Raw genomic sequence first — 19,838 nt, 5'->3', positions numbered from 1 at the left:
AAACACAGCGAGGAATGAGCTGATGTTGAACAGTACCTACTTGGTTCTCGGAGCTAAACACTTTTGTCTCGACCTCGTTTTCAATTTTCCAGCCGGCTACCGATCCTGCTTAGAATCTCATTCGTAATCGTTTGACTTTTTTTAGCGGCTTCTTCACCATTCTCCAGCACCGTTATAACTACCCCTGGCTGAATAGCTGGTGCTTCGGTTAAATCCACCAGCAGCATGTCCATGCAAATCATACCGATTTGAGGCAGCTCCTGATCTTCATAGCTTAGCCTATAACCTGTCTCCGATAAATTTCGAGAAATTCCATCGGCATAGCCTATCGAAACAACACCAACCTTCTGCCCTTTTACCGCCTGTCTACCAGTTCCATAGCCGAGATACTGCCCATACGCAACGGATTTCACCGAGATTAGAATGGCTTGAATCGACAGCACTGGCTTGAGTGTTAACTGTTCCTTTAGCTGGTAATCCGTTTGACTAAGTACGCCATAAAGAAAAAGACCGATTCTGGCGTAATCATAGGTAAGCTCTGGGTAATTCACCACACCATAACTGCTTTGAAGATGTGTCATCCCGTAGTCAATACCTGCCTGCTCCAATTCTTCCAGCAAGCGGTCATACACGTGAATCTGTTGTCTGGTTCGTTCCCGTGATGTATCGTCCTGCGAATCTGCAGAACCTAAATGAGAGTAAATCCCTTCACATTTCAGAAAAGGCAGCTTGTAGGTAGGCAAAAGCTCCATTAAGTCTGGAGAAAAGCCTAGGCGGTGCATACCTGTATCAATCTTCAAATGGCAACGGATAGGAATTTTCCGCCTATTCAACAACACAGCATATTGCTGATGGATAATAGTTTGAATTAAATTATATTTGTTGAGCTCTTTTATTCTGTCAGGATCTGTATAACCGAGGATGAGGATTTCCCCTTGAAGTCCTGCTTTTCTTAACTGAACCCCTTCCTCCAGCGTTGCCACAGCGTAAAAATCAACCCCCAGCTTCTCCAATTCTTTTCCACATTTCACTGCACCATGACCATAAGCATTTGCCTTAAGAACAGCCATCACCCGTGTTTTTTCAGAAAGCAGCTTTTGAAGCAGTTTCAAATTGGCTGCAAGGGCCCGTTTATCCACCTTTTTTTCAGCACGCCTCAGTGTGCCCCCTGTTTTTTTTCTCTTTTTTTCAAATAACGGCATCAGAATCATGCATATGATTACAGTTAGCAGCAACACTAATAAAAACTGCAGCAGACTATTTTGCAGAAAAGGAATCCCCTTTCCAACATAAGCAAGGACAGCAATACTTAGAGGATGAAGAATATAAATACCTAGGGAATAGCTTTTTGCTTTAGCTATATGTATGCTGGGCTTCCATCTCAGGACGCTCTGAAACAAGACATACATAACCAGCGGCAGGCAGAGATACATGCTGTCATGACGTAATCGGTTTCCGTTGTGCAGCAGCGCACCTTCAATAACCAGTAGGAGAAGACAAATAAAAAGCTTTAGGGTTAGATTTAGTATTCGTTTTTCTCTATTTACATAAGCATATACACCTAATAGTAGGAAAATTGGAGCAAAGAACAAGCCATTTCGTGTATACTCTGTTGCTTGAAAAAGAAGCTCATAGAATCCGCGAAAAAAGTTATTGTTTTTTATCAAGAAATAATAACTGTCTCCTCCTAATCCAATAAAATAGAGACAACCGCTAACTAGGAATGCAGGATAAAGTCCCAATTTTTTTATCAGACAGACACAAAGAAATACGCCCAGAATTATCGCCGGAAAATACCAGAGATGATAAAAAGGTCCCTCAATAAGAAGCACTTTTAGTAAAGCAGATACAGGCATTGAAAACGACAAGACACCGGTATAAAAAGAAAGTGGTAAATAAAGCAGACAAACAGCTCCATAGAGCTTCAGTAGTTGAATAACACCTCTTTTAATCCGCCACCACTTTTGATAAACAGGTCGTTCCCCATAGGGGCCTAACAGATGGTAGCCGGTAACCATGAAAAAGAACGGGACTGCTATCCGAAATACAGTCAATGTCAGCACATTATCCAATAATGGATAAATGGAATGAAAAGGAAATGTATGAATACCGACAACCATCACAGCAGCCAATAACCGGAACTGATCAATTCCCCATGCTCGCCCCTTTTTTGGCTTATCCATAAGCGGACCTCCATTTAGATAAAAATTCATGATAGTCTTCTAGTACCCAGTCCTGCTGCTGAATGATTTGGCTATGCGGACAGCCGACATAGCGGAAATGCCAAGGTTCATATGCGATTCCTGTCTGGTCCTGTCGATGTGGCGGATAGCGTAAAATAAAGCCAAACGCCCCGCAGCTCTCCAGAAAAAGGCTTACCGTTTCCCCTCCTTCAAAGGTTGGACAGATACTATCATTTTTCTGATTAGCCAAACCTATATCAACCGCTAAGCCTGTCTGATGTTCGCTTCGCCCCGGTCGGGCAACATACTGATTCGTATACTCCTGACCACGCGCAGCTAGACACTGATTATAAAGCTGCTGCTGCTCATCACGGCTGCGATAACCGCTCGTCACAATGAGTTTTTTTTCTGCTTTGATGAATGACACAAGTGCCTGAAGCTGTTGGGCTGTCTCTTTTTCCAACAGCTCCTGTCCATTTGAAAAAGGGGCTGTGACTAGTTCCATCGGTGGTACTGACAACACTACAGGATTTTTGTCATTCACCAATTGAATATAAGAAAATGCTGATTGTTCTACCATCCTTTTTCCTCCTCAGCCAGCCTCAGCAATTCTTCAATAATTTCACTATAAGAAAAACCTTTTTTCTTTAACATATTGGGATATCTGGAATTCTCTGTAAAGCCCGGCATGGTATTAATTTCGTTGAGAAAAATTGCTCCCTGACAAGTAATGAAAAAATCGATGCGGGCCAGACCTGAACAGCCTAGCAATCGGTACAGACGCTCTGCCTGATAACAGATTTCTCTTTTCAAATCTGCAGAAATTCGGGCTGGGAGATGAATGGTTGATGACAGCAGCTGATATTTTTCTGTATAGTCAAAAAAATCTGTCTGGAGTTCAATTTCATCAATTTCACCAATCACCAGTTCTTGATTTCCCAAGATACCACAGCCGACCTCAAATCCTACGACTTCCTTCTCCAAGGTAAAACAGGTATCCATTTTCTCTATCTCCTTAATTCCCTGCTGCAGCTCAGACCAGTTGGTTATCTTCCTAATTCCTTTAGAAGAACCGCCCCTCAAAGGTTTGATAAACATCGGAAAATCATTTTTTTCAATGAAATCCGCTACAGCTTTGCTTCCTGCCTCGTCTATCCGGCATTGAATCGAAGGGGTTGTCTCAATACCAATACTGTTAGCAAAGCGGTGCGTTAAACCCTTATCCATACATAAAGCAGAAACCGCTGTATTACAGCCGACATAAGGAATATCCATCCAAGTAAACAATCCCTGAAGACGTCCATCTTCAACATATTCTCCATGCATAACCGGAAAAAGAATATCCACTGGTAGCTTCTGTCCCTCTTCTACTAACCAAAATCCTTTCCAGCTTTCGCCAATTACCGGCTGAATTTTCCGGCAAACAGCTTTTTTCTGCCACTCGTCATGTTCAATCAATTGATTATCCCCTGAAAAATGATACCATTCACCCTCTTTCGTAATACCGATTCGGATAATTTCATACTTTTGAAGGTTTAAGACCTTCAATACAGCAGCCGCTGATTTAAGAGAAACCTCATATTCAGAGGAACGACCGCCAAATAAGACTGCAACCTTTTTCATTAAATTTCGCCTCTTTCTTAATAATTGTATTTAAATATGCGACTAGCAGAATCCGCTTGAGCATGACAGCAACAGCTTCATTCTGCCGATGCTGCTGCTCTTTTTGGCGAAAATTCAACTTCCACTATCGCTCTTCCTCCTATTCACTTAATTCTTTCTTATGCGTTTTTTAGAGTTGAGTGCTGCCCAAATCCAGACTGCCAAGCCGCTGATAAAGCAGCCGACTCTCCTTAATATTCCGCTGCTCCGAGTCCCCACTTCCTGAAGCCCCTATCAACACCAAAAGATATTCCTTACCGTCAACCTCAGCCAGACTTGCCAAGCATTGTCCAGCATCATAAGTAAAACCAGTCTTTCCACCTTGAATCCGACCTGTTGCCCAATCCAGCAGCTCGCCGCTTTTTAGCAGCGTACTACTTAGATAGATCCCTTCCGGATGAAGCACTGTCCCTGAAGTCTGATACTCAAAAGTAGTAAATATCTCATAAAAAACCGGATTGTCTAAAGCATAGTCCAATAAAGAGGCAGTATCTGCAGCTGTAGAGTAGTGATTCCCTTCATCCACACCGGTAACATTGTTGAAATGAGTACCTGTCAGACCTAATTCGGCGGCCTTATCATTCATCAGTGCTACAAAGCGTTTCTCTGTTCCTGATAGATGAATAGCCCCAGACAAGGCTGCTTCTGCTCCCGAAGGCAGCATAATGGCATATAGAAGCTCCTCAAAGGGTACTCTTTCTCCTTCTAAAAAGCCTGCCGTTGCCAGCTGCTCCTTTTCTATAAATGGGAAAATTCCTGCTGGTATCTCAACTACCTCACTAAAATTCTGCTGATGCTCTATCAAGCATAATGTCGTCATAATTTTAGTCAGCGAAGCAATTGAAACTTTCCGATTGCTTTCTTTTTGGTAAACTGCCGCTCCGCTTCTTTCCTGTAGATAAACTTGTTTAGCAGTTATTCCTTCAAGCCAGTCATTCTCTAGGCTTTTCTCCTGATTCAATGATAAAACAAGAGGATTGCGGGCAGGATTCTCGTCAACAGCTGGATTCTGTAGAAAAACAGCTGCGGCAGAAATACCCAGAACTACTGGAATTAACATCTGATATCTTTTTTTCATCAAAAAAGCACCTCCTTTATGGTTTTATTAAACCAATAAAAGAGATGCAGTATTTTAATTATTACTTAGCTTCATCTTAAGTTTTCTTAAGACTTAGGCAGTATCACTTCAAACGTGGTTACTCCATCCTTGCTTTGCGCATGTATTTCACCATCATGCGCTTGAACAATTTCTTTAGCGATAGCCAAGCCTAACCCGGCGCCTCCTGTTTTAGTTGAACGAGCATGGTCCAGCCGATAAAATTTATCAAAAATCAGTTCCAGTTGACGTGCTGAAATTGTTGGTCCCTCGTTGACTACAGACAGCTGAATCGTTTTTATTGACTCCACTAAGCTGATTTTTATTGTTGAACCCTGATTTCCGTAAGACAGAGCATTCTTAAACAAATTATTCAACACTCTGGCCAGCTGATCACCATCAGCTTCTCCAATGAGACTATCTGGACCTGAGTATTCGATTTTTTGTTCTTTTTCACTTAACAATGGATAAAATTCTTCAATCATCTGCTGAGTTAATAAAACCAAATCCATCTTCGTTTTATTCAAGTGAATATCCTGTAGACTAAATCGAGTAATATCAAAGAATTCATTAATCAGTTCTTCCAGGCGGCCGGCTTTATCAAGAGTAATCTGCAGAAATTTTGCCCGCTGAGCCATCGACAAATCTGGAGAGTCGATCAGCAAATTTAAATACCCTATCACAGAAGCCAGCGGTGTCTTCAAATCATGAGCCAAATAAGTAATTAAATCCTTGGTCCGCTGTGTTTCCCTCTTCAACAATTCCTCATTCTTCATATTCGCCGACTTAATTTTCAAAAGCTCATTATCCAGACCAAGGTCGCCTGTCGAAGGGGCAGTATCTGTAGTCAAATAAACGGGTATTTTGGTTGTCAGCTGCTTCACTTCTTTATTAATACTGCTTTTTGAAATAAAGTAGCTGCTAATAGCAATGACCACAATCATAAAAATAAACAAAGAAATCAACAGCAGCTTCAATGCTTCCAGATTAATCTGTGTTTCATGGTATACCTGTCCATCCACCTCAAAGCTGCTGCTGTATGCTAAAAAAGTATAAAGCATCGTTCGAAAAACCTGGCTTATCCCGCTTTGGATAAATAGGAAAAATAAAAGGATGACGCTAGCGCAGGCGATTCCCAGCTTCAATAAGAGCTGACGATTTATATTTTTAGTCAATTTTATAGCCTACCCCCCATACTGTTTGAATATACTTAGGTTTTTCAACCGAGTCTGACATTTTTTCTCTTAAGTGACGGATATGCACCATAATCGTGTTGTTGGCATTGGTATAGTACTTTTCGCCCCAAATCGTATGAAACATCTCTTCAGAACTAACTGCCTGTCCCTGATGTTCACACAACAGCTTTAAAATAGAAAATTCCAGTGGTGTTAAATAAATTTCTTCTCCGTCCAATAAAACCTTACGCTTTTCTAAATCAATGGTTAGTCCCCGAATCGTTAAGGCTGTATCGCCAGCACCATTATAGGTAGTGAAACGCCGCAGCTGGGCCTTCACTCTGGCAATCAGCTCTAAAGGCTTGAAGGGCTTTGTCATGTAGTCATCTGCCCCAATAGTCAACCCAGTAATTTTATCGATTTCCTCACCTTTAGCGGTCAGCATAATAATCGGGTATTTTTGTGTCTCCCTGATTTTCCGACAAATTTCAAAGCCGTCCATGTCCGGCAGCATAACATCTAAAATCGCTAAATCGATCTGTTTTTCATTAAGAGCCGTTAGAGCTTCCGCTCCAGTATGGCAGAGGATCGTTTGATAGTTTTCATTTTGTAAATAATAGGCAATCAAATCGGCAATCTCTTTTTCATCTTCAACAAGCAGAATCGTCGTCATCTTTTCTGCCCCCTTCCCTCCCTTAGTGTAGCAAACTGCTCTCTACAACTAAAGAAAGAAATCCTTAAGATTTCTTCAGATTTTCCATTCATTTGAGGTTGTGTCTGAAAATTATCCCCAAAAAAACTTGGAGCAAAAGCAGCCATTTTTCCTGCTTTTGCTCCAAGTTTTACGATTTTATTCAGTTTTTTTACCAACACATGCGGTCGGAGAACCATTACTTAAACAACGGACTTGTCATCTATCCAATGGCGGATAAGCAGCGAAAGCTTGGAGCTGCTTTGTCTCTCCGCCTTTTTACAGCCTAACTAGACTGCTTGCTTCTTTAAGCTCCTTTGAATAAGCTTCACGACCTCTACAATTGGTATAATTGAGAATGCGGCAACCGCCACAATCAGCCATTGATATGGATCCAAAGGCGTTACTCTAAATAAATCATTAAATCCGGGAATGATGATTGTTGCCGTCAGCAATAGCGCTGAAATCAACAACGCCCAGTTAAAGGTCTTGTTGCGGAACACACCAACCTTGAAAATAGATTCATGAATGGACTTCACATTAAATGCATGAAGCAATTGAATCAGGCCCAATGTAGCGAAGGCCATCGTCAATGCGTCGCCATGCTGTAAATCATATAGTGCTTGCGCTGACAGCTGCGGCATATTTATTGCGGTATGCGCTGGATTTGTGATTGCCAGATGATAAACAAACAAAATCAGACCACCCTGTAAAACTCCCTGATAGATTACATTGGTGAGTACACCGCCGGAAAAGAAATTAGAATTCTTCCCACGCGGGTTTTGTTTCATCACGTCATTTTCGGCAGACTCCACACCTAAAGCAATCGCTGGGAAGGTATCCGTAACCAGATTAATCCACAGCAGGTGAACGGGTAATAATGTGTCCCAGTTCAGCATAGTTGCAATAAATAAGGTCAGAACCTCTGCTAAATTGGCAGACAATAAATATTGAATCGTCTTCTGAATATTAGAAAAGACTTTTCGACCTTCTTCTACAGCAACAATGATTGTAGAAAAATTATCATCTGCCAGTACCATATCCGAAGCTCCTTTTGATACTTCCGTTCCGGTAATTCCCATACCAATACCGATATCTGCTGCTTTCAAGGCTGGCGCATCGTTCACACCATCACCAGTCATTGCCACCACCTTGCCCTCATTCTGCCAAGCTTTGACAATTCGAACCTTATGCTCTGGCGATACTCGCGCGTATACAGAATAGCGGCCCACCGTTTTAGCAAATTCTTCATCTGAAAGTTCATTCAGTTCTGCACCTGTAATCACTGCCCCGTCATCACCCGGCTGGATGATTCCTAAACGTCCGGCAATCGCTTCCGCAGTTTCCCGATGATCTCCAGTAATCATAATCGGACGAATACCAGCTTCTTTTGCCACCTTCACTGCCTGTGCTGCTTCTTGCCGCTCTGGGTCAATCATTCCTACTAACCCTGCAAATATCAACTCTGTCTCAACCTTTTCAGAACTCATATCCACTGGAATAGCATCTGCTAGTTTATATGCCATACCCAATACACGGAGGGCCTGCTTGGCCATTTGAGTATTATTGCTCAAAATTTCCTGTCTGTGCTGAGGAGTCATTGCTGTTGGCTGATTATCCAATAAAATACTACTGCAGCGCTTCAATAGTTCGTCAGGTGCTCCTTTAACGGCAACTAAATACCTTCCGTCAGGCAGCTGATGAACGGTTGTCATCAGCTTGCGGTCCGAATCAAAAGGAATTTCAGCTATACGAGGCTCCGCTTCAACTCGTTCTGTCACGTTAAAATCATGCTCCAAACCAAACTGGACGAGTGCTGTTTCTGTGGGATCACCAATCAAGGTACCGTCTTCCGCGATTTTCGTATCATTTGCATAAGTCATAATCTTCAATGCCATATTGTCTAAAGGAACTTCTTCAGCTGCTGGTGCCAAACGACCATTTGTGTATAGAGCTTCCACCGTCATCTGATTCAAGGTCAGTGTTCCTGTTTTATCCGAACAAATAATATCTGTACTACCTAGAGTTTCTACTGCAGGCAGTTTTCGAACGATAGCTTTTTTCTTCGCCATTTTCTGTGTGCCCAATGCCAGAATAATTGTGACAATCGCCGGTAATCCTTCTGGTATTGCAGCAACAGCTAATGAGATGGACGTGAGAAGCATATCCACCCATTCCCTGCCGTTCAGCATGCCCACGACAAACATTACGACAGCAATAATCAATATCGCAATAGTCAAAACTTTACCCAGCTGATTTAAATTTTGTTTTAATGGCGTTTCCTGCTCTTTTTCTCCCGAGAGCATCCCGGCGATTTTACCAACTTCTGTATTCATTCCAGTTCCAACTACTACACCTGTCCCCCGTCCGTAAGTGACATTGCTGTTGGAGTAAGCCATGTTGATTCGATCACCAATTCCGATTTCCTGCTCTGACTGCGGCAATATCCCTGTTTTCTTTTCAACTGGCACGGATTCTCCAGTCAAGGCAGCTTCTTCAATTTTCAAACTAGCCGCTTCCAAAATCCGTAAATCTGCCGGAACCACATCTCCTGCTTCTAAAAGAACAATGTCGCCGGGAACTAGTTCATCACTTTTGACGGTTCGAGTATGTCCGCCGCGGCGTATATTCGCATTAGGTGAAGACATTTCCTTCAATGCTTCAATAGCCTCTTCAGCTTTCGCTTCCTGTAATACGCCAAATACTGCATTTAACACGACAACTAATAAAATAATGACAGAATCAACAATATCGTGAGAGAAAAATGCAGAGATAACCGCAGCTGCCAGCAAGACAAGAATCATAAAATCCTTGAATTGTTCAAAGAATTTCACCAACATTGATTTTTTCTTTCCTTCAGCTAATGCATTTTCGCCGTAATCGGCTAATCGTTGTTGGGCTTCTTCATCAGATAACCCTTCCATGCTGCTGCCCATTTTCTCCAGTACGGTTTCTTCTGATTGTGTATAGAACGTTTCATTCACCTGTTCCTTATTCTGCTCTGACATATGTCATCCTCCTTAGCTAGTACACCTGACTACTCACCTATTCTATCTAATTTTCAAAGAAATATAAAAAAATAGACTTCTGTATAGTACTCAAAAATAAGTACACACATAAGTCTCACTGTTTAAGACAACACCAGAAAAATATTTTCCGTGATGGTGATGCTGCCGCGATGTATGACCGCCAGTTACTCCCTCATGGGTTTATGTTGACATATGGATTATCTGACCTTCACTTACGCATACATCAACACTATTATTATGCCCGATATCAGAAAGAAGCGCAAGAAAAACCGCCGTTCATTTTGAGTGAAAATAATTACAGTTTTTGCGTCATTTATGATGTATCTGCTCTATTCACCTTAGTCATCACAGAAAACATTCCTTCTGATGGTTTAGGATTAACGCAAGTTCATTTTATCTGTCAGCTGTCCGTCTTTTAGGTTTTTCTACTTAAAATGTCAGGAAAAATTCATTACGAAATATTTGACCAACCAACGTATTGCAGCCCCTTTTTCATTAGCCAAAAAAAGCTGCAGTACTGATCAGTTGACCATGCTGCAGCTTATAAGAAATAGATGATTTACTCTTGATTTTCAGTCTTCTTTTTTACTCATGCTTTTTGTCCAAAAATCTTCTATTGTTCCCTGTTCCATTCCCATGACAAATTTTTCCCGAATATCTGGATAACTATCAGAAAGACCAGCAATCAGCTGTTTGACTTCTTCACGCTTTGTCTTTTTATCCACTGGACAAGGATTGAAAATGACCGGCAGCGCTTCCCGCTTAACCAGACGGATAATTTCTTTTTCCTGCAAATAAAGCAGCGGGCGAATCAATGTAATATTCGTTTTAGTTAAATAGCTAATTGGTTCAAAGCTGGCCATTTTTCCATGGAATAAAAAGTTCATAAAATAGGTTTCCACTGCATCATCTAAATGATGACCCAAAGCAACCTTGTTGCACCCAAGTTCCTTTGCTCGATTGTATAAAATCCCTCTTCGCAGCTTCGCGCATAACGAACACGGCGAACGCTCTTCCCGAATATCAAAGACAACCTTGGCAATGTTTGTTGGTACAACGTCTAATGAATAGCCCAGGTTCTCCACAAATGCTGTCAGCGGCTGAATATCCATATCAAACGCCATATCGAGAGAAATCGGAACGATATCGAAAGAAAAACCCAGTCGTTCCTGCTTTTTAATCATGTCCAGAAAATAAAGCAGACTAGTGCTGTCTTTTCCTCCACTCATTCCCACAGCAACCTTATCTCCCGGCTGAATCATTTGATGATTTAATACTGCCCGACGAATCGGGTTGTAATAGATTTGATTGTCTTTTTTCTTGAACCCCATACTTATACTCCTTTAATAAAACACTTACTGCTGACTCTGCAAATAAACAGCAGCCCTATCCTAATATTGCTATTATTCAGATGCTGGATCAAAAAAAGCAGCCTTCAAACTATACTTTTCACCAGAAACAATATCATACTGAATCAGCCGATAGGCCTCATAACATTCTTTCTGTGTCTGATTTAAGCTCAACTCTTTTGTCCATTCTCCATTAGTGTTGTAATAAAAACCTTTTTCAAATGCCGGAACTGCTCTCTGAACATCTAAAAGCAGCTGATAAAAGCCAGTTGTTTTTAAGTTACTCTGTTCAAACAGAGAGGCACCAAAATAAAACGGACTTGTTACTGCATCATGTTTTTTTTGTTCTGAAAGCTCCCCTTCTGTATCGTACATCATAAACTCTGTTTTGTGCATAGCAGCTTCTTCATTCTCCGCCTTAATTTCATCGGAGTAGATACTTGGCAGATGATCTCCCCAGAAAACTACCAGCGTTCGACGGTTCAGCTGATTCAGCTCCGTAAGAAAATCCTGAAGCGCCTGACTACTATAAGCAACGTCCTGCATATAACTGTCTATCGTTTTTTTATTCCCCTGACTTTGCGACGAATAGTCTAAATCAGTATATTTATCAGAATACGGCATATGGGTCTGCATTGTCACTAGATGAACAAACTGCGGCTGATTCTTTTCCTCCAGCAAATCCATAACCTCCTGATAAGCGGCTTCATCTGATATATATGGATTGTTCTGCTGTGTATCCGTGTGCGTCATCGTCTCTTCATATAGAAACTCATCGAACCCCAGCAGATCATAGTTATCTTTTCGTTTATACATCGATGTATTATATGGGTGTATAGCTGTTGCTTGATATCCCTCACCTTTCAATAGCGAAACAATTGAAGGCAGTTCATCCAGCTTTGGAAGAAGCATCGTATAGGGGGTTGTCAGCTGTGCATTAAACAGTTCCATGGACAAGCCTGTTAGTGCCTCGAACTCGATATTCGCCGTCCCACCACCGTAGTTCTGAGACAACATCTGGCCACTGTAGGTTTGCTCAGCAATTTTATCATAAACCGCCAGCGGGTTTTTATTCGCAGTAATGCCTTCCAGCGCCAATGGATCAGAGAAGCTCTCACTCATTACATAAATAATATTCGGCTGCTCTTCTACTGCTTCTTGATTTCTCTTTTCAGCCTGCTTATTATACTTTTCAACAATGTCTGTAATAGCTTCTTTGGAATAATTTTCCGGCTCATCCATCGCTGTAACCTTCATATTATAAAGAAAGCCTCCGATAAATCCAGTATTGTAATAGTTCATCTTTTGACTATAAGGAATCCATAGTGCTGTTCGGTTGTAGCCTTTTCTCAGAAGGTTATTCGGATTGTTAAAGTCGCTGATATACAGGAGTAGTATTGCTGAGCAAAGAAGCAACACCCCTCGAATGATTTGAAATTTCTTTGGTTTGAAAAAGCTCTTATAGACAGCCCAGCCAAAGGAACCAATCCCCGCTGCAGCAATCAGCAAAATAAACACAAACGGGAGCGTTCCAACCATTTCTCTTAAAAGTCCAAATTCGGTAATCATCTTTAAATCATCCGGATAAATCGGTTCTGTCCGATAATACATTTTCTGATAATCCGCAAATCCCAAGACTCCAATAATAATCGCATAAATCAAGCTGCCCACTTTCACTGAACCGGATAGAGTAATCCAAAACAGCAAAAATACTGCTGTTGCGGCACAACCTAAAAAGAATTTCTCAGAATGCCAGGAAAAGGCAAATTTAAAGGCTAGGTCATAGGACAAATTATTTTGACACCATTGAAGATAGAGATTACTAAAAAGAATTAACAGAAGCAAGCCGATACTCAATAAAATTTTTTTATCTCTCAGCCAATTAAAAAGGCTGCTGATTTTATTTAAAAAAGTTTTCACACAAATCTCCTTCTATATAAATCCTGTAAAAGTTTCTATCTAGATGAAGCACCTTTTCTTATAAGGATAAGCAAAGGAGATAGAACTGGACGGCAGCACGGCTGCGGAATTTATATACATTAAAATACATACCTTATCATTTTATGTTTTAACCATTAAAAAGTAAAGTTTCCATTATAATTTCCTAATTAGAATCATTCCTTTACTAAAGAGAGGCATTATTAGTAAAGAACTCTCACAGCATCCCCTACCATTACTAAGTTTACAACCATTACTTATTATAAAATGGCTGGAACTACACCCGACAAAACAAGAGAAGCAGCCAAAGAACAAATGTGCTTTAGGCTGCTTTTTCATTACTGATTTCTTTATTTTTTCCAATAAACATTCCGCTTAAAACAATAGTTGCCAATTAACAAAAGAATCGCTGCTGCAGCTATTAGACAAATCATTCCGGAAGACATTCCGATCGACGGATTGTGCAGCACTCTGGGCAGACACCAATTCGCATAGTATTCCTGATTTTCGATGCTATATTGACCATAGGAACGAAAATCATAACCAATGAAAACTCTCCCTACATTTAAATACGTAAATGGATTAAGATGAGCTATTTTTCGTAAAAAATCTGCGGAAGAAACGCTGACTAGATAGCCCTCTAATAATAAAAATACAGTCAGTGTAAGAGAAACTATCGTTTTTCTGACAATGGTGCTAATTAGAAAATGCAGAGCGAAGCAGAATAATAGAACAAAGAAAAGCAACAGTAGTACTTGAAGCATATATTGAATAACTGGGATAAACGTCATTGAAATTTCTGTAAAAACGATTACTGGGTAGAAAATACTACTGCCGCCAGAGAAAAGACTTCCCACTACAAATGCTATCCCAGTCAATCCGGCACTAGTCAAAAAGCTGTGCAGCACTGCTAGTAAATATTTACTGAAAAACAAATCTCTACGGCGAATTGGCTGACTTAACCCCAACCTCATTGTTCCTGCTTCAAGTTCACCGGAAAAACTGTCTCCGAATAAAAACAAAGCGTAGATAATCCCTAGAATACTCGCAGCATAGGTCAGAAAAACAGCAGCAAATAGACTGTTCTTGGTTCCATACCGCATGGATTGAGGCGGCAGCTCTTTTAAAAGCAGTTCCTTGTTCAGTGCTGTCCGATAATAGGGATAGGTTGGCAGCGTCAAGATATCATCGATATTTTGTCCTTTATCTGCACGCTCTCTAAAATCTGCCTCTTGAAGCTCAATGGACAAATTTACTCCCTCCAAATAGGCAGCCTGTTCCTTATTAAAGTCATTCTGATTCATAACTGGCTTGGAAAGCTGTCCTTCCTCCTGAATTGCTTCATTTTCCTGATGGCTCATATAGCTGTTAAAACCAAACAAAGTAACCAGCAGCAGAAATCCACCTGCTAGGAAAAGATAAACTTTTCCAGTTTGCCAAAGCTTCTTTTCTTCAAACAACCATAATTTTTTCATCTCTTTTTCACCACCCAAGCTCCTAGCTTCCATAGAACAATATTACCTAAAAGAAGCACAATAATGCTAAATAACGGTGAGTGGAAAAAGCCGTTTGTTTCAGTAATATAAGTATGAACATCCATATATAGAAAGGGAATCCAGCGTCCGGCACCCGTATCGGCAATAAACGGCAGCAGGATATTCGGTACCAGCAGAAGAAAAAGAAAAACGCCTAAAACTTCCAAAGACTTTCTGATGATTTCCGAAAGCAGGAATAAAAACTGAAGTAAGAACAACATATACAGCAGCTGTAGAACAATTGCTTTTACTAAATATTCTCCCAAGGGTATAAAACCAAAGCCTGATGCATATTCGATTAGAATCGGATAGTTTATACTGCCGGAACCAAAGAGAAGACTGGCTATTGTATAACTCAAAATCACTCCGCCTAAAACAAGAACAACTAGAATTACAGCTGCGGTCTGCATTTTATTAAAATAGCGTTTTCGTCTAGAAGTCGGCTGGACAGCCAGCAGTAAATAATTACTCCGTTCATATTCACTAGTCAAATAATCAAAAAATAAAAAGCCGACAAGTAATACTGCACCGCCAATACTCATCCACCATTGTAGAAACGAGTAGAGAAAATACGCACCTTTAGGACTGGTGGTTAATTCTTCAATAGTCAGCCCTCTTTCCATTAGCCAGTGGTTTCGGGCCAGCTGCTTCTCAGCATCCTTTCTCGACAACAGTTGCCATTCTGTTCCGCCTGCCTCCATATAGGCAATCTGCAGTACCAGTCGCTCGCTTTGTAGCTGCAGCCGCAGTTCGTCCTGTCCATTTCTACGGGCTGCATTTTCATCTTCTAAAAGATAAAGAACAGAGACTACGCGCTGATATTGTTCCTTATCTTTATCTGAGCGAGGCTCTCCTGCTTCATTCAAATGATGCAGCATTTTGTACGGCTCTGACGATCCTGTGTAGTTTTGAGGCGGCTGAATCTCTTCCCCCATAGCCTTTAGTTCGGTGTAATCCCCCTCACCTAAACGAGTGCTGCTGTCCCAATGCTCTGCCAGCTGAACACTAAATACCAGAACCAACAAGACCAACAATAAACCATTTTTAGGATTTCTTTTCCATTTTACCCACTCAAACTTCATCTACTACACACGCTGAGCCTTTGAAAATAAATGATAATACATTGTCTCCAAAGTGCCTCTGGCCATCCGCTGATCAAAAACTGTCAGCTGCTGCTCAGAGCAAAAGGCTTTAAAGGCTAATAGCTGTTCTGAACAGAATGAACCGCAAATTTTATAAGAATCAACTAATTGATAAGACACATCGATTTGGTCAAGAAAATTCGCTGCCAGCTCCTGCTCTAATAATATAAATTCATACTCAGTTTCTTCAAAGTTTACATTGTCTTTGGAGATAAGTTCCCCGTCATGGAGAAACAGAACATTGTCAGTAACCCGCTCTATTTCCTCCAGATTGTGAGAGGATACAATAATTGTCACCCCTTTTTTATATAACTTATTCATGATTTCTCTAACTTGAACAATACTGCCTGGGTCCAGTCCATTCAACGGTTCGTCCATCAATAGAAGCTTAGGCTCTCCCATTAATGCAATTCCCAGCAGAAGATGCTGCTTCATTCCCAAAGAATAGTTTTTGACCTTTTTTTTCATATAGCTGGTCATTCCCAGCTCTTCTACAAGTGCCTGCATCTCGCCTTTGGTTTTTTTATGCTCCTGTCGAATGAATTCCATATGATCCCACCCGGTCAGCTGCTGATAAAGAATTGAAGGATCCTGTAAATAAGCCATATCATAAAAGATTTCATAATCGCTGTTTGGTCTGCCAAATATAGTAATTTCCCCTTCATCAGGTGTTTCAATATCCGTAATTAGATTCAACAGAGTAGTTTTCCCCGTACCGTTCGGTGCGACCAAAGCAATAATCTGAGGAGTATCAATGGTTAAGTCAACATCTTCTAGAACCAGCTGCGGCCCAAAGCTTTTTGACAGTCCTTTTATCTTTAAAATTTCCTGCATGTTCTTCTCTCTCCTTTACGCCTGTGTTTCTCCCAAACTTTTCTCTTTCAGTCTATCCTGAATCTATTGAAGAACTGTGAACAAAACGTTCTTAATTTCGAATTTTCTTTGAATTATCTAGGAATAAAGTTATAATTATTTACAGCTACTATTTTTAAATTTATTAATTTTTTTTAAAGGAGATGTACTGGATGGAGTATACAATGACAGAAAACACGTTGTTTCCATTAGTAGAGGTGACTTTACGTAATGGGGAAATGATACAACTTGAACGGGGAGCGATGGTTTATCACAACGGGCAAGTAAATCTGGAAGGAAAAATGAACAGTAACGGGCAATCCGGAATTGGCGGAGCAATCCGTGCATTAGGCCGTTCAATGAGCAGCGGCGAAAGCTTCTTCATCACTCAGGCAACTGGTTTAACAGACGGAGCACAAATTGCACTAGCTCCAGGAACCCCTGGCGCTATTCGTGAGCTACAGGTAGGAATGGAGCACTGGCGCTTAAATGACGGGGCTTTTCTAGCCTGTGATTCAACTGTTTCTTATCAGATGAAACGTCAAAAAGTAAGCACTGCCTTCTTTGGCGGTACTGGCGGTTTCTTCGTAATGGAAACAGCCGGCAAAGGAACGCTTTTGGTTAATGCTTATGGAGATATCGTTGAATTAGAGCTTGACGGCAGCCAACCATTTGTCATCGACAATCAGCACGTAGTTGCTTGGACAGAATCATTAGACTACAACATTAAAGTAGCATCTGGTCTTTTCGGCTTCACTACAGGTGAAGGTTTAGTCAATGAATTCCATGGCCGGGGTACAGTACTTATTCAAACAAGAAATGTTGAAGCTTTGGCAGGAATGGTTGCGCCATTTATTGCCACAGGTAAATAAGAGATAACCTATGCTGAATGAGGCTAGGCGTTTCAAGAACTAAGGTCAGAGCTGAAAAAGTTTAGCTTTCAGCAATGAGCTGACCTTGGCAACACTCTTTTTCATTCCTTACTATAATAAAACCAAAGCAGAGGATAATGTCACCGTTAGCGGCATTATCCTCTGCTGTTTAATAGTTTTTCTTTCATATAATTTTCTAATGAATATCAATGGGCTTCTCACGCTTTAAAACGGTATTGATGCTTTCTTTCATTAAATCTTCAATCTGTTCGTCTGTAGCCGAAATGATTCCCGAGGTCATAAGTGCAGCAATCCCCGTGGCAACGATCCAAGTTCCCATATGTAATGAATTAATTTTAACTTCATCCAAATCTGCATACTCAGCATCCTGCTTGACTGCATTTGAGAAGTACGTATATGAAAACTCCTGCATTCGCTGACCGCCCCCATATTCTTCCAGATATAAAGCACGGTATAACTTGCTTTCATTTTTTGCGAAATGAATATAGTTCAAAGCCAAATCAATAATTGTATTTCCAGTATGCTCCACAGGAAATACTTCTGTAGAAAGGTAACGGTGAATCTTAGCAAACAGCGCCTCTTTTAAGTCATCCATATTTTCAAATTCCAAATAAATCGGTTGAGTAGAACACTTCATTTTTGCTGCGATATTTCTTGCTGTAAATTTCGAGAATCCTTCGGTTGCTACTACATCGTAGGCAGCATTCAGTATTTGGTCTTTTGTAATCGTTTTTTTTCTTGCCATATTCTCAATCCTCTCTACCTATCCTCAACAAAGCTTCCATATCATATCTACTGTTATTGTAACACGATTGCAGATTTCTGCAAAATACAACTTCTCTTTTTAGAAAAATCATTAAAATAGGACGAAAATACCCATTTTTTCCAGGTTCAACTTCGAGTGATTCAATTGAGTTTGCAGTTTTTACGTGTTATGATATTTACGTTTAGTAAATGCATTTTAGGAGGATGTTTCATGACTTTATCAAATTTTGAAACTTTATTAAAAAAATATGCTCATTTAATTGTAGAAACCGGAGTCAATGTCCAGCCGGGTCATACAATCGTTCTGCATATTGATGTTGATCAGGCTCCTTTAGCTCGTCTTATTACAGAGGAAGCCTATCAAATGGGGGCCGCTGAAGTCATTGTACAATGGACAGATGATCAAATTCAAAAGAGCTTTCTTACTCATGCGGATGAACAATATTTAGAAAATTATCCAGCTTATAAAGCAGATCAAGTCAATGACTGGATCGATCGGGAAGCTAGCAGAATCAGCGTCGTTTCTTCTAATCCAGATGCTTTAGCCGGTGTTGATTCTCAACGTGTAGCGACTTATCAAAGTACGGCTGGCAAAGCCCTTTTGGGACTGAGAAAAGCCACTCAGGCCAATAAAATCAGTTGGACAGTTGTTGCAGCTGCTGGCAAAGAATGGGCAGCGAAGGTCTTTCCCGACCTGAAAACAACAGATGAACAAGTTGATGCTCTCTGGAATGAGATTTTCAAAACAACGCGCATTTACGAAGAAGACCCCGTTGCAGCTTGGAACAAGCATGATCAAACTCTTGCTGCAAAAAAAGAAGCACTAAATAAAGAACAGTTTACCGCCCTTCACTATACCGCACCGGGAACGGATATTACGATTGGCTTACCGGAAAATCATCTCTGGGAAGGTCCCGGCAGCTACAATGCCCGCGGTGAAAAGTTCATGGCAAATATGCCGACTGAAGAAGTATTTACTGCGCCGGATGCTCGTCGTGTGGACGGCTTTATTTCCAGCACAAAACCATTAAGCTACGCCGGTACAACTATTTCCGGCATGAAATTTACTTTCAAAGACGGACAGGTCATCGATTTTTCTGCTGAAGAAGGACAAAAAGCTCTGGAAGGACTTTTGCAAATCGATGAAGGAGCCAAGCGTTTGGGTGAAGTGGCCTTAGTACCTGACCCGTCACCAATCTCTCAATCAGGGATTACATTTTATAATACGCTATTTGATGAAAATGCCTCGAATCACCTTGCTTTAGGTTCAGCCTATGCCTTCAGCATCAAAAATGGAACAAGCATGACCGAAGAAGAACTGACAGAAGCCGGCTTAAACCGCAGTCAGACACACGTTGATTTCATGGTTGGTTCTGACCAAATGAATATTGATGGAATCAGAAAAGATGGAACACGCGTACCAGTATTCCGCAATGGAGACTGGGCTTAATTAAAAATATAGTGGGTAAGGTATTCGACGGAATACCTTACCCACTAATCTTAGTATGTTTTAGTAGCCAAAATGCTT

The 19,838-nt window shown here is 40.8% G+C and carries 15 protein-coding genes; 2 read left to right on the top strand and 13 right to left on the bottom strand.

Going from position 1 to position 19,838, the window contains the following annotated elements:
• Positions 1–80: 80 nt before the first annotated feature.
• From vanT to AC1Z3K_RS04785, 12 genes are all read right to left on the bottom strand, one after another.
• Entirely contained in the window at positions 81–2,183 is a 2,103-nt protein-coding gene (vanT, locus tag AC1Z3K_RS04840; RefSeq protein ID WP_461732014.1) for a membrane-bound serine racemase VanT, read from the bottom strand.
• Positions 2,176–2,763 (bottom strand): D-alanyl-D-alanine carboxypeptidase family protein, encoded by a 588-nt coding sequence (locus AC1Z3K_RS04835; protein ID WP_461732013.1) that lies wholly within the window; start codon positions 2,761–2,763, stop codon positions 2,176–2,178. The genes vanT and AC1Z3K_RS04835 overlap by 8 nt, the downstream gene beginning before the upstream one ends.
• Positions 2,757–3,806 (bottom strand): D-alanine--D-alanine ligase family protein, encoded by a 1,050-nt coding sequence (locus tag AC1Z3K_RS04830; protein WP_461732012.1) that lies wholly within the window; start codon positions 3,804–3,806, stop codon positions 2,757–2,759. The genes AC1Z3K_RS04835 and AC1Z3K_RS04830 overlap by 7 nt, the downstream gene beginning before the upstream one ends.
• A 169-nt stretch (positions 3,807–3,975) precedes the next feature.
• A complete protein-coding gene (locus tag AC1Z3K_RS04825; RefSeq protein WP_461732011.1) occupies positions 3,976–4,923 on the bottom strand; it encodes a D-alanyl-D-alanine carboxypeptidase family protein in 948 nt (315 codons plus the stop codon).
• Positions 4,924–5,009: 86 nt separating this feature from the next.
• Positions 5,010–6,116 carry a sensor histidine kinase gene (locus AC1Z3K_RS04820; RefSeq protein WP_461732010.1) on the bottom strand — a complete coding sequence of 369 codons (1,107 nt, stop codon included), beginning with the start codon at positions 6,114–6,116 and terminating at the stop codon, positions 5,010–5,012.
• The gene (locus AC1Z3K_RS04815) at positions 6,109–6,789 is read right to left on the bottom strand and encodes a response regulator transcription factor (protein ID WP_426080852.1); all 681 of its coding nucleotides are present in this window, start codon (positions 6,787–6,789) and stop codon (positions 6,109–6,111) included. Before AC1Z3K_RS04815 ends, AC1Z3K_RS04820 begins: the two co-directional genes overlap by 8 nt.
• 308 nt (positions 6,790–7,097) lie before the next feature.
• A complete protein-coding gene (locus AC1Z3K_RS04810; protein WP_461732009.1) occupies positions 7,098–9,815 on the bottom strand; it encodes a cation-translocating P-type ATPase in 2,718 nt (905 codons plus the stop codon).
• Between the two features lie 593 nt (positions 9,816–10,408).
• Positions 10,409–11,167 (bottom strand): tRNA 2-thiocytidine biosynthesis TtcA family protein, encoded by a 759-nt coding sequence (locus AC1Z3K_RS04805; protein WP_461732008.1) that lies wholly within the window; start codon positions 11,165–11,167, stop codon positions 10,409–10,411.
• Between the two features lie 72 nt (positions 11,168–11,239).
• Positions 11,240–13,105: an LTA synthase family protein gene (locus AC1Z3K_RS04800; protein WP_461732007.1), complete on the bottom strand. Its 1,866-nt coding sequence runs from the start codon at positions 13,103–13,105 to the stop codon at positions 11,240–11,242.
• 368 nt (positions 13,106–13,473) lie between these two features.
• On the bottom strand, positions 13,474–14,598 hold the full coding sequence (locus AC1Z3K_RS04795) for an ABC transporter permease (RefSeq protein WP_461732006.1): 1,125 nt from the start codon (positions 14,596–14,598) through the stop codon (positions 13,474–13,476).
• The gene (locus AC1Z3K_RS04790) at positions 14,595–15,740 is read right to left on the bottom strand and encodes an ABC transporter permease subunit (RefSeq protein WP_461732005.1); all 1,146 of its coding nucleotides are present in this window, start codon (positions 15,738–15,740) and stop codon (positions 14,595–14,597) included. Before AC1Z3K_RS04790 ends, AC1Z3K_RS04795 begins: the two co-directional genes overlap by 4 nt.
• A gap of 3 nt (positions 15,741–15,743) precedes the next feature.
• Entirely contained in the window at positions 15,744–16,634 is an 891-nt protein-coding gene (locus tag AC1Z3K_RS04785; protein ID WP_461732004.1) for an ABC transporter ATP-binding protein, read from the bottom strand.
• A 191-nt stretch (positions 16,635–16,825) separates the two neighbouring features.
• Here AC1Z3K_RS04785 and AC1Z3K_RS04780 point away from each other — a divergent pair, with 191 nt between their 5' ends.
• On the top strand, positions 16,826–17,524 hold the full coding sequence (locus AC1Z3K_RS04780; protein ID WP_461732003.1) for a TIGR00266 family protein: 699 nt from the start codon (positions 16,826–16,828) through the stop codon (positions 17,522–17,524).
• A gap of 196 nt (positions 17,525–17,720) precedes the next feature.
• On the opposite strand, the gene AC1Z3K_RS04775 is transcribed toward AC1Z3K_RS04780, so the two are convergent.
• Positions 17,721–18,290, bottom strand: coding sequence for a TetR/AcrR family transcriptional regulator (locus AC1Z3K_RS04775; RefSeq protein ID WP_426080860.1), 570 nt, complete (start codon positions 18,288–18,290; stop codon positions 17,721–17,723).
• Positions 18,291–18,521: 231 nt separating this feature from the next.
• Here AC1Z3K_RS04775 and AC1Z3K_RS04770 point away from each other — a divergent pair, with 231 nt between their 5' ends.
• On the top strand, positions 18,522–19,760 hold the full coding sequence (locus AC1Z3K_RS04770) for an aminopeptidase (protein ID WP_426080861.1): 1,239 nt from the start codon (positions 18,522–18,524) through the stop codon (positions 19,758–19,760).
• Positions 19,761–19,838 lie beyond the last annotated feature (78 nt).

Source organism: Enterococcus sp. LJL128 (assembly GCF_056924295.1).
This window is presented reverse-complemented; position numbering and strand designations above follow the sequence as displayed.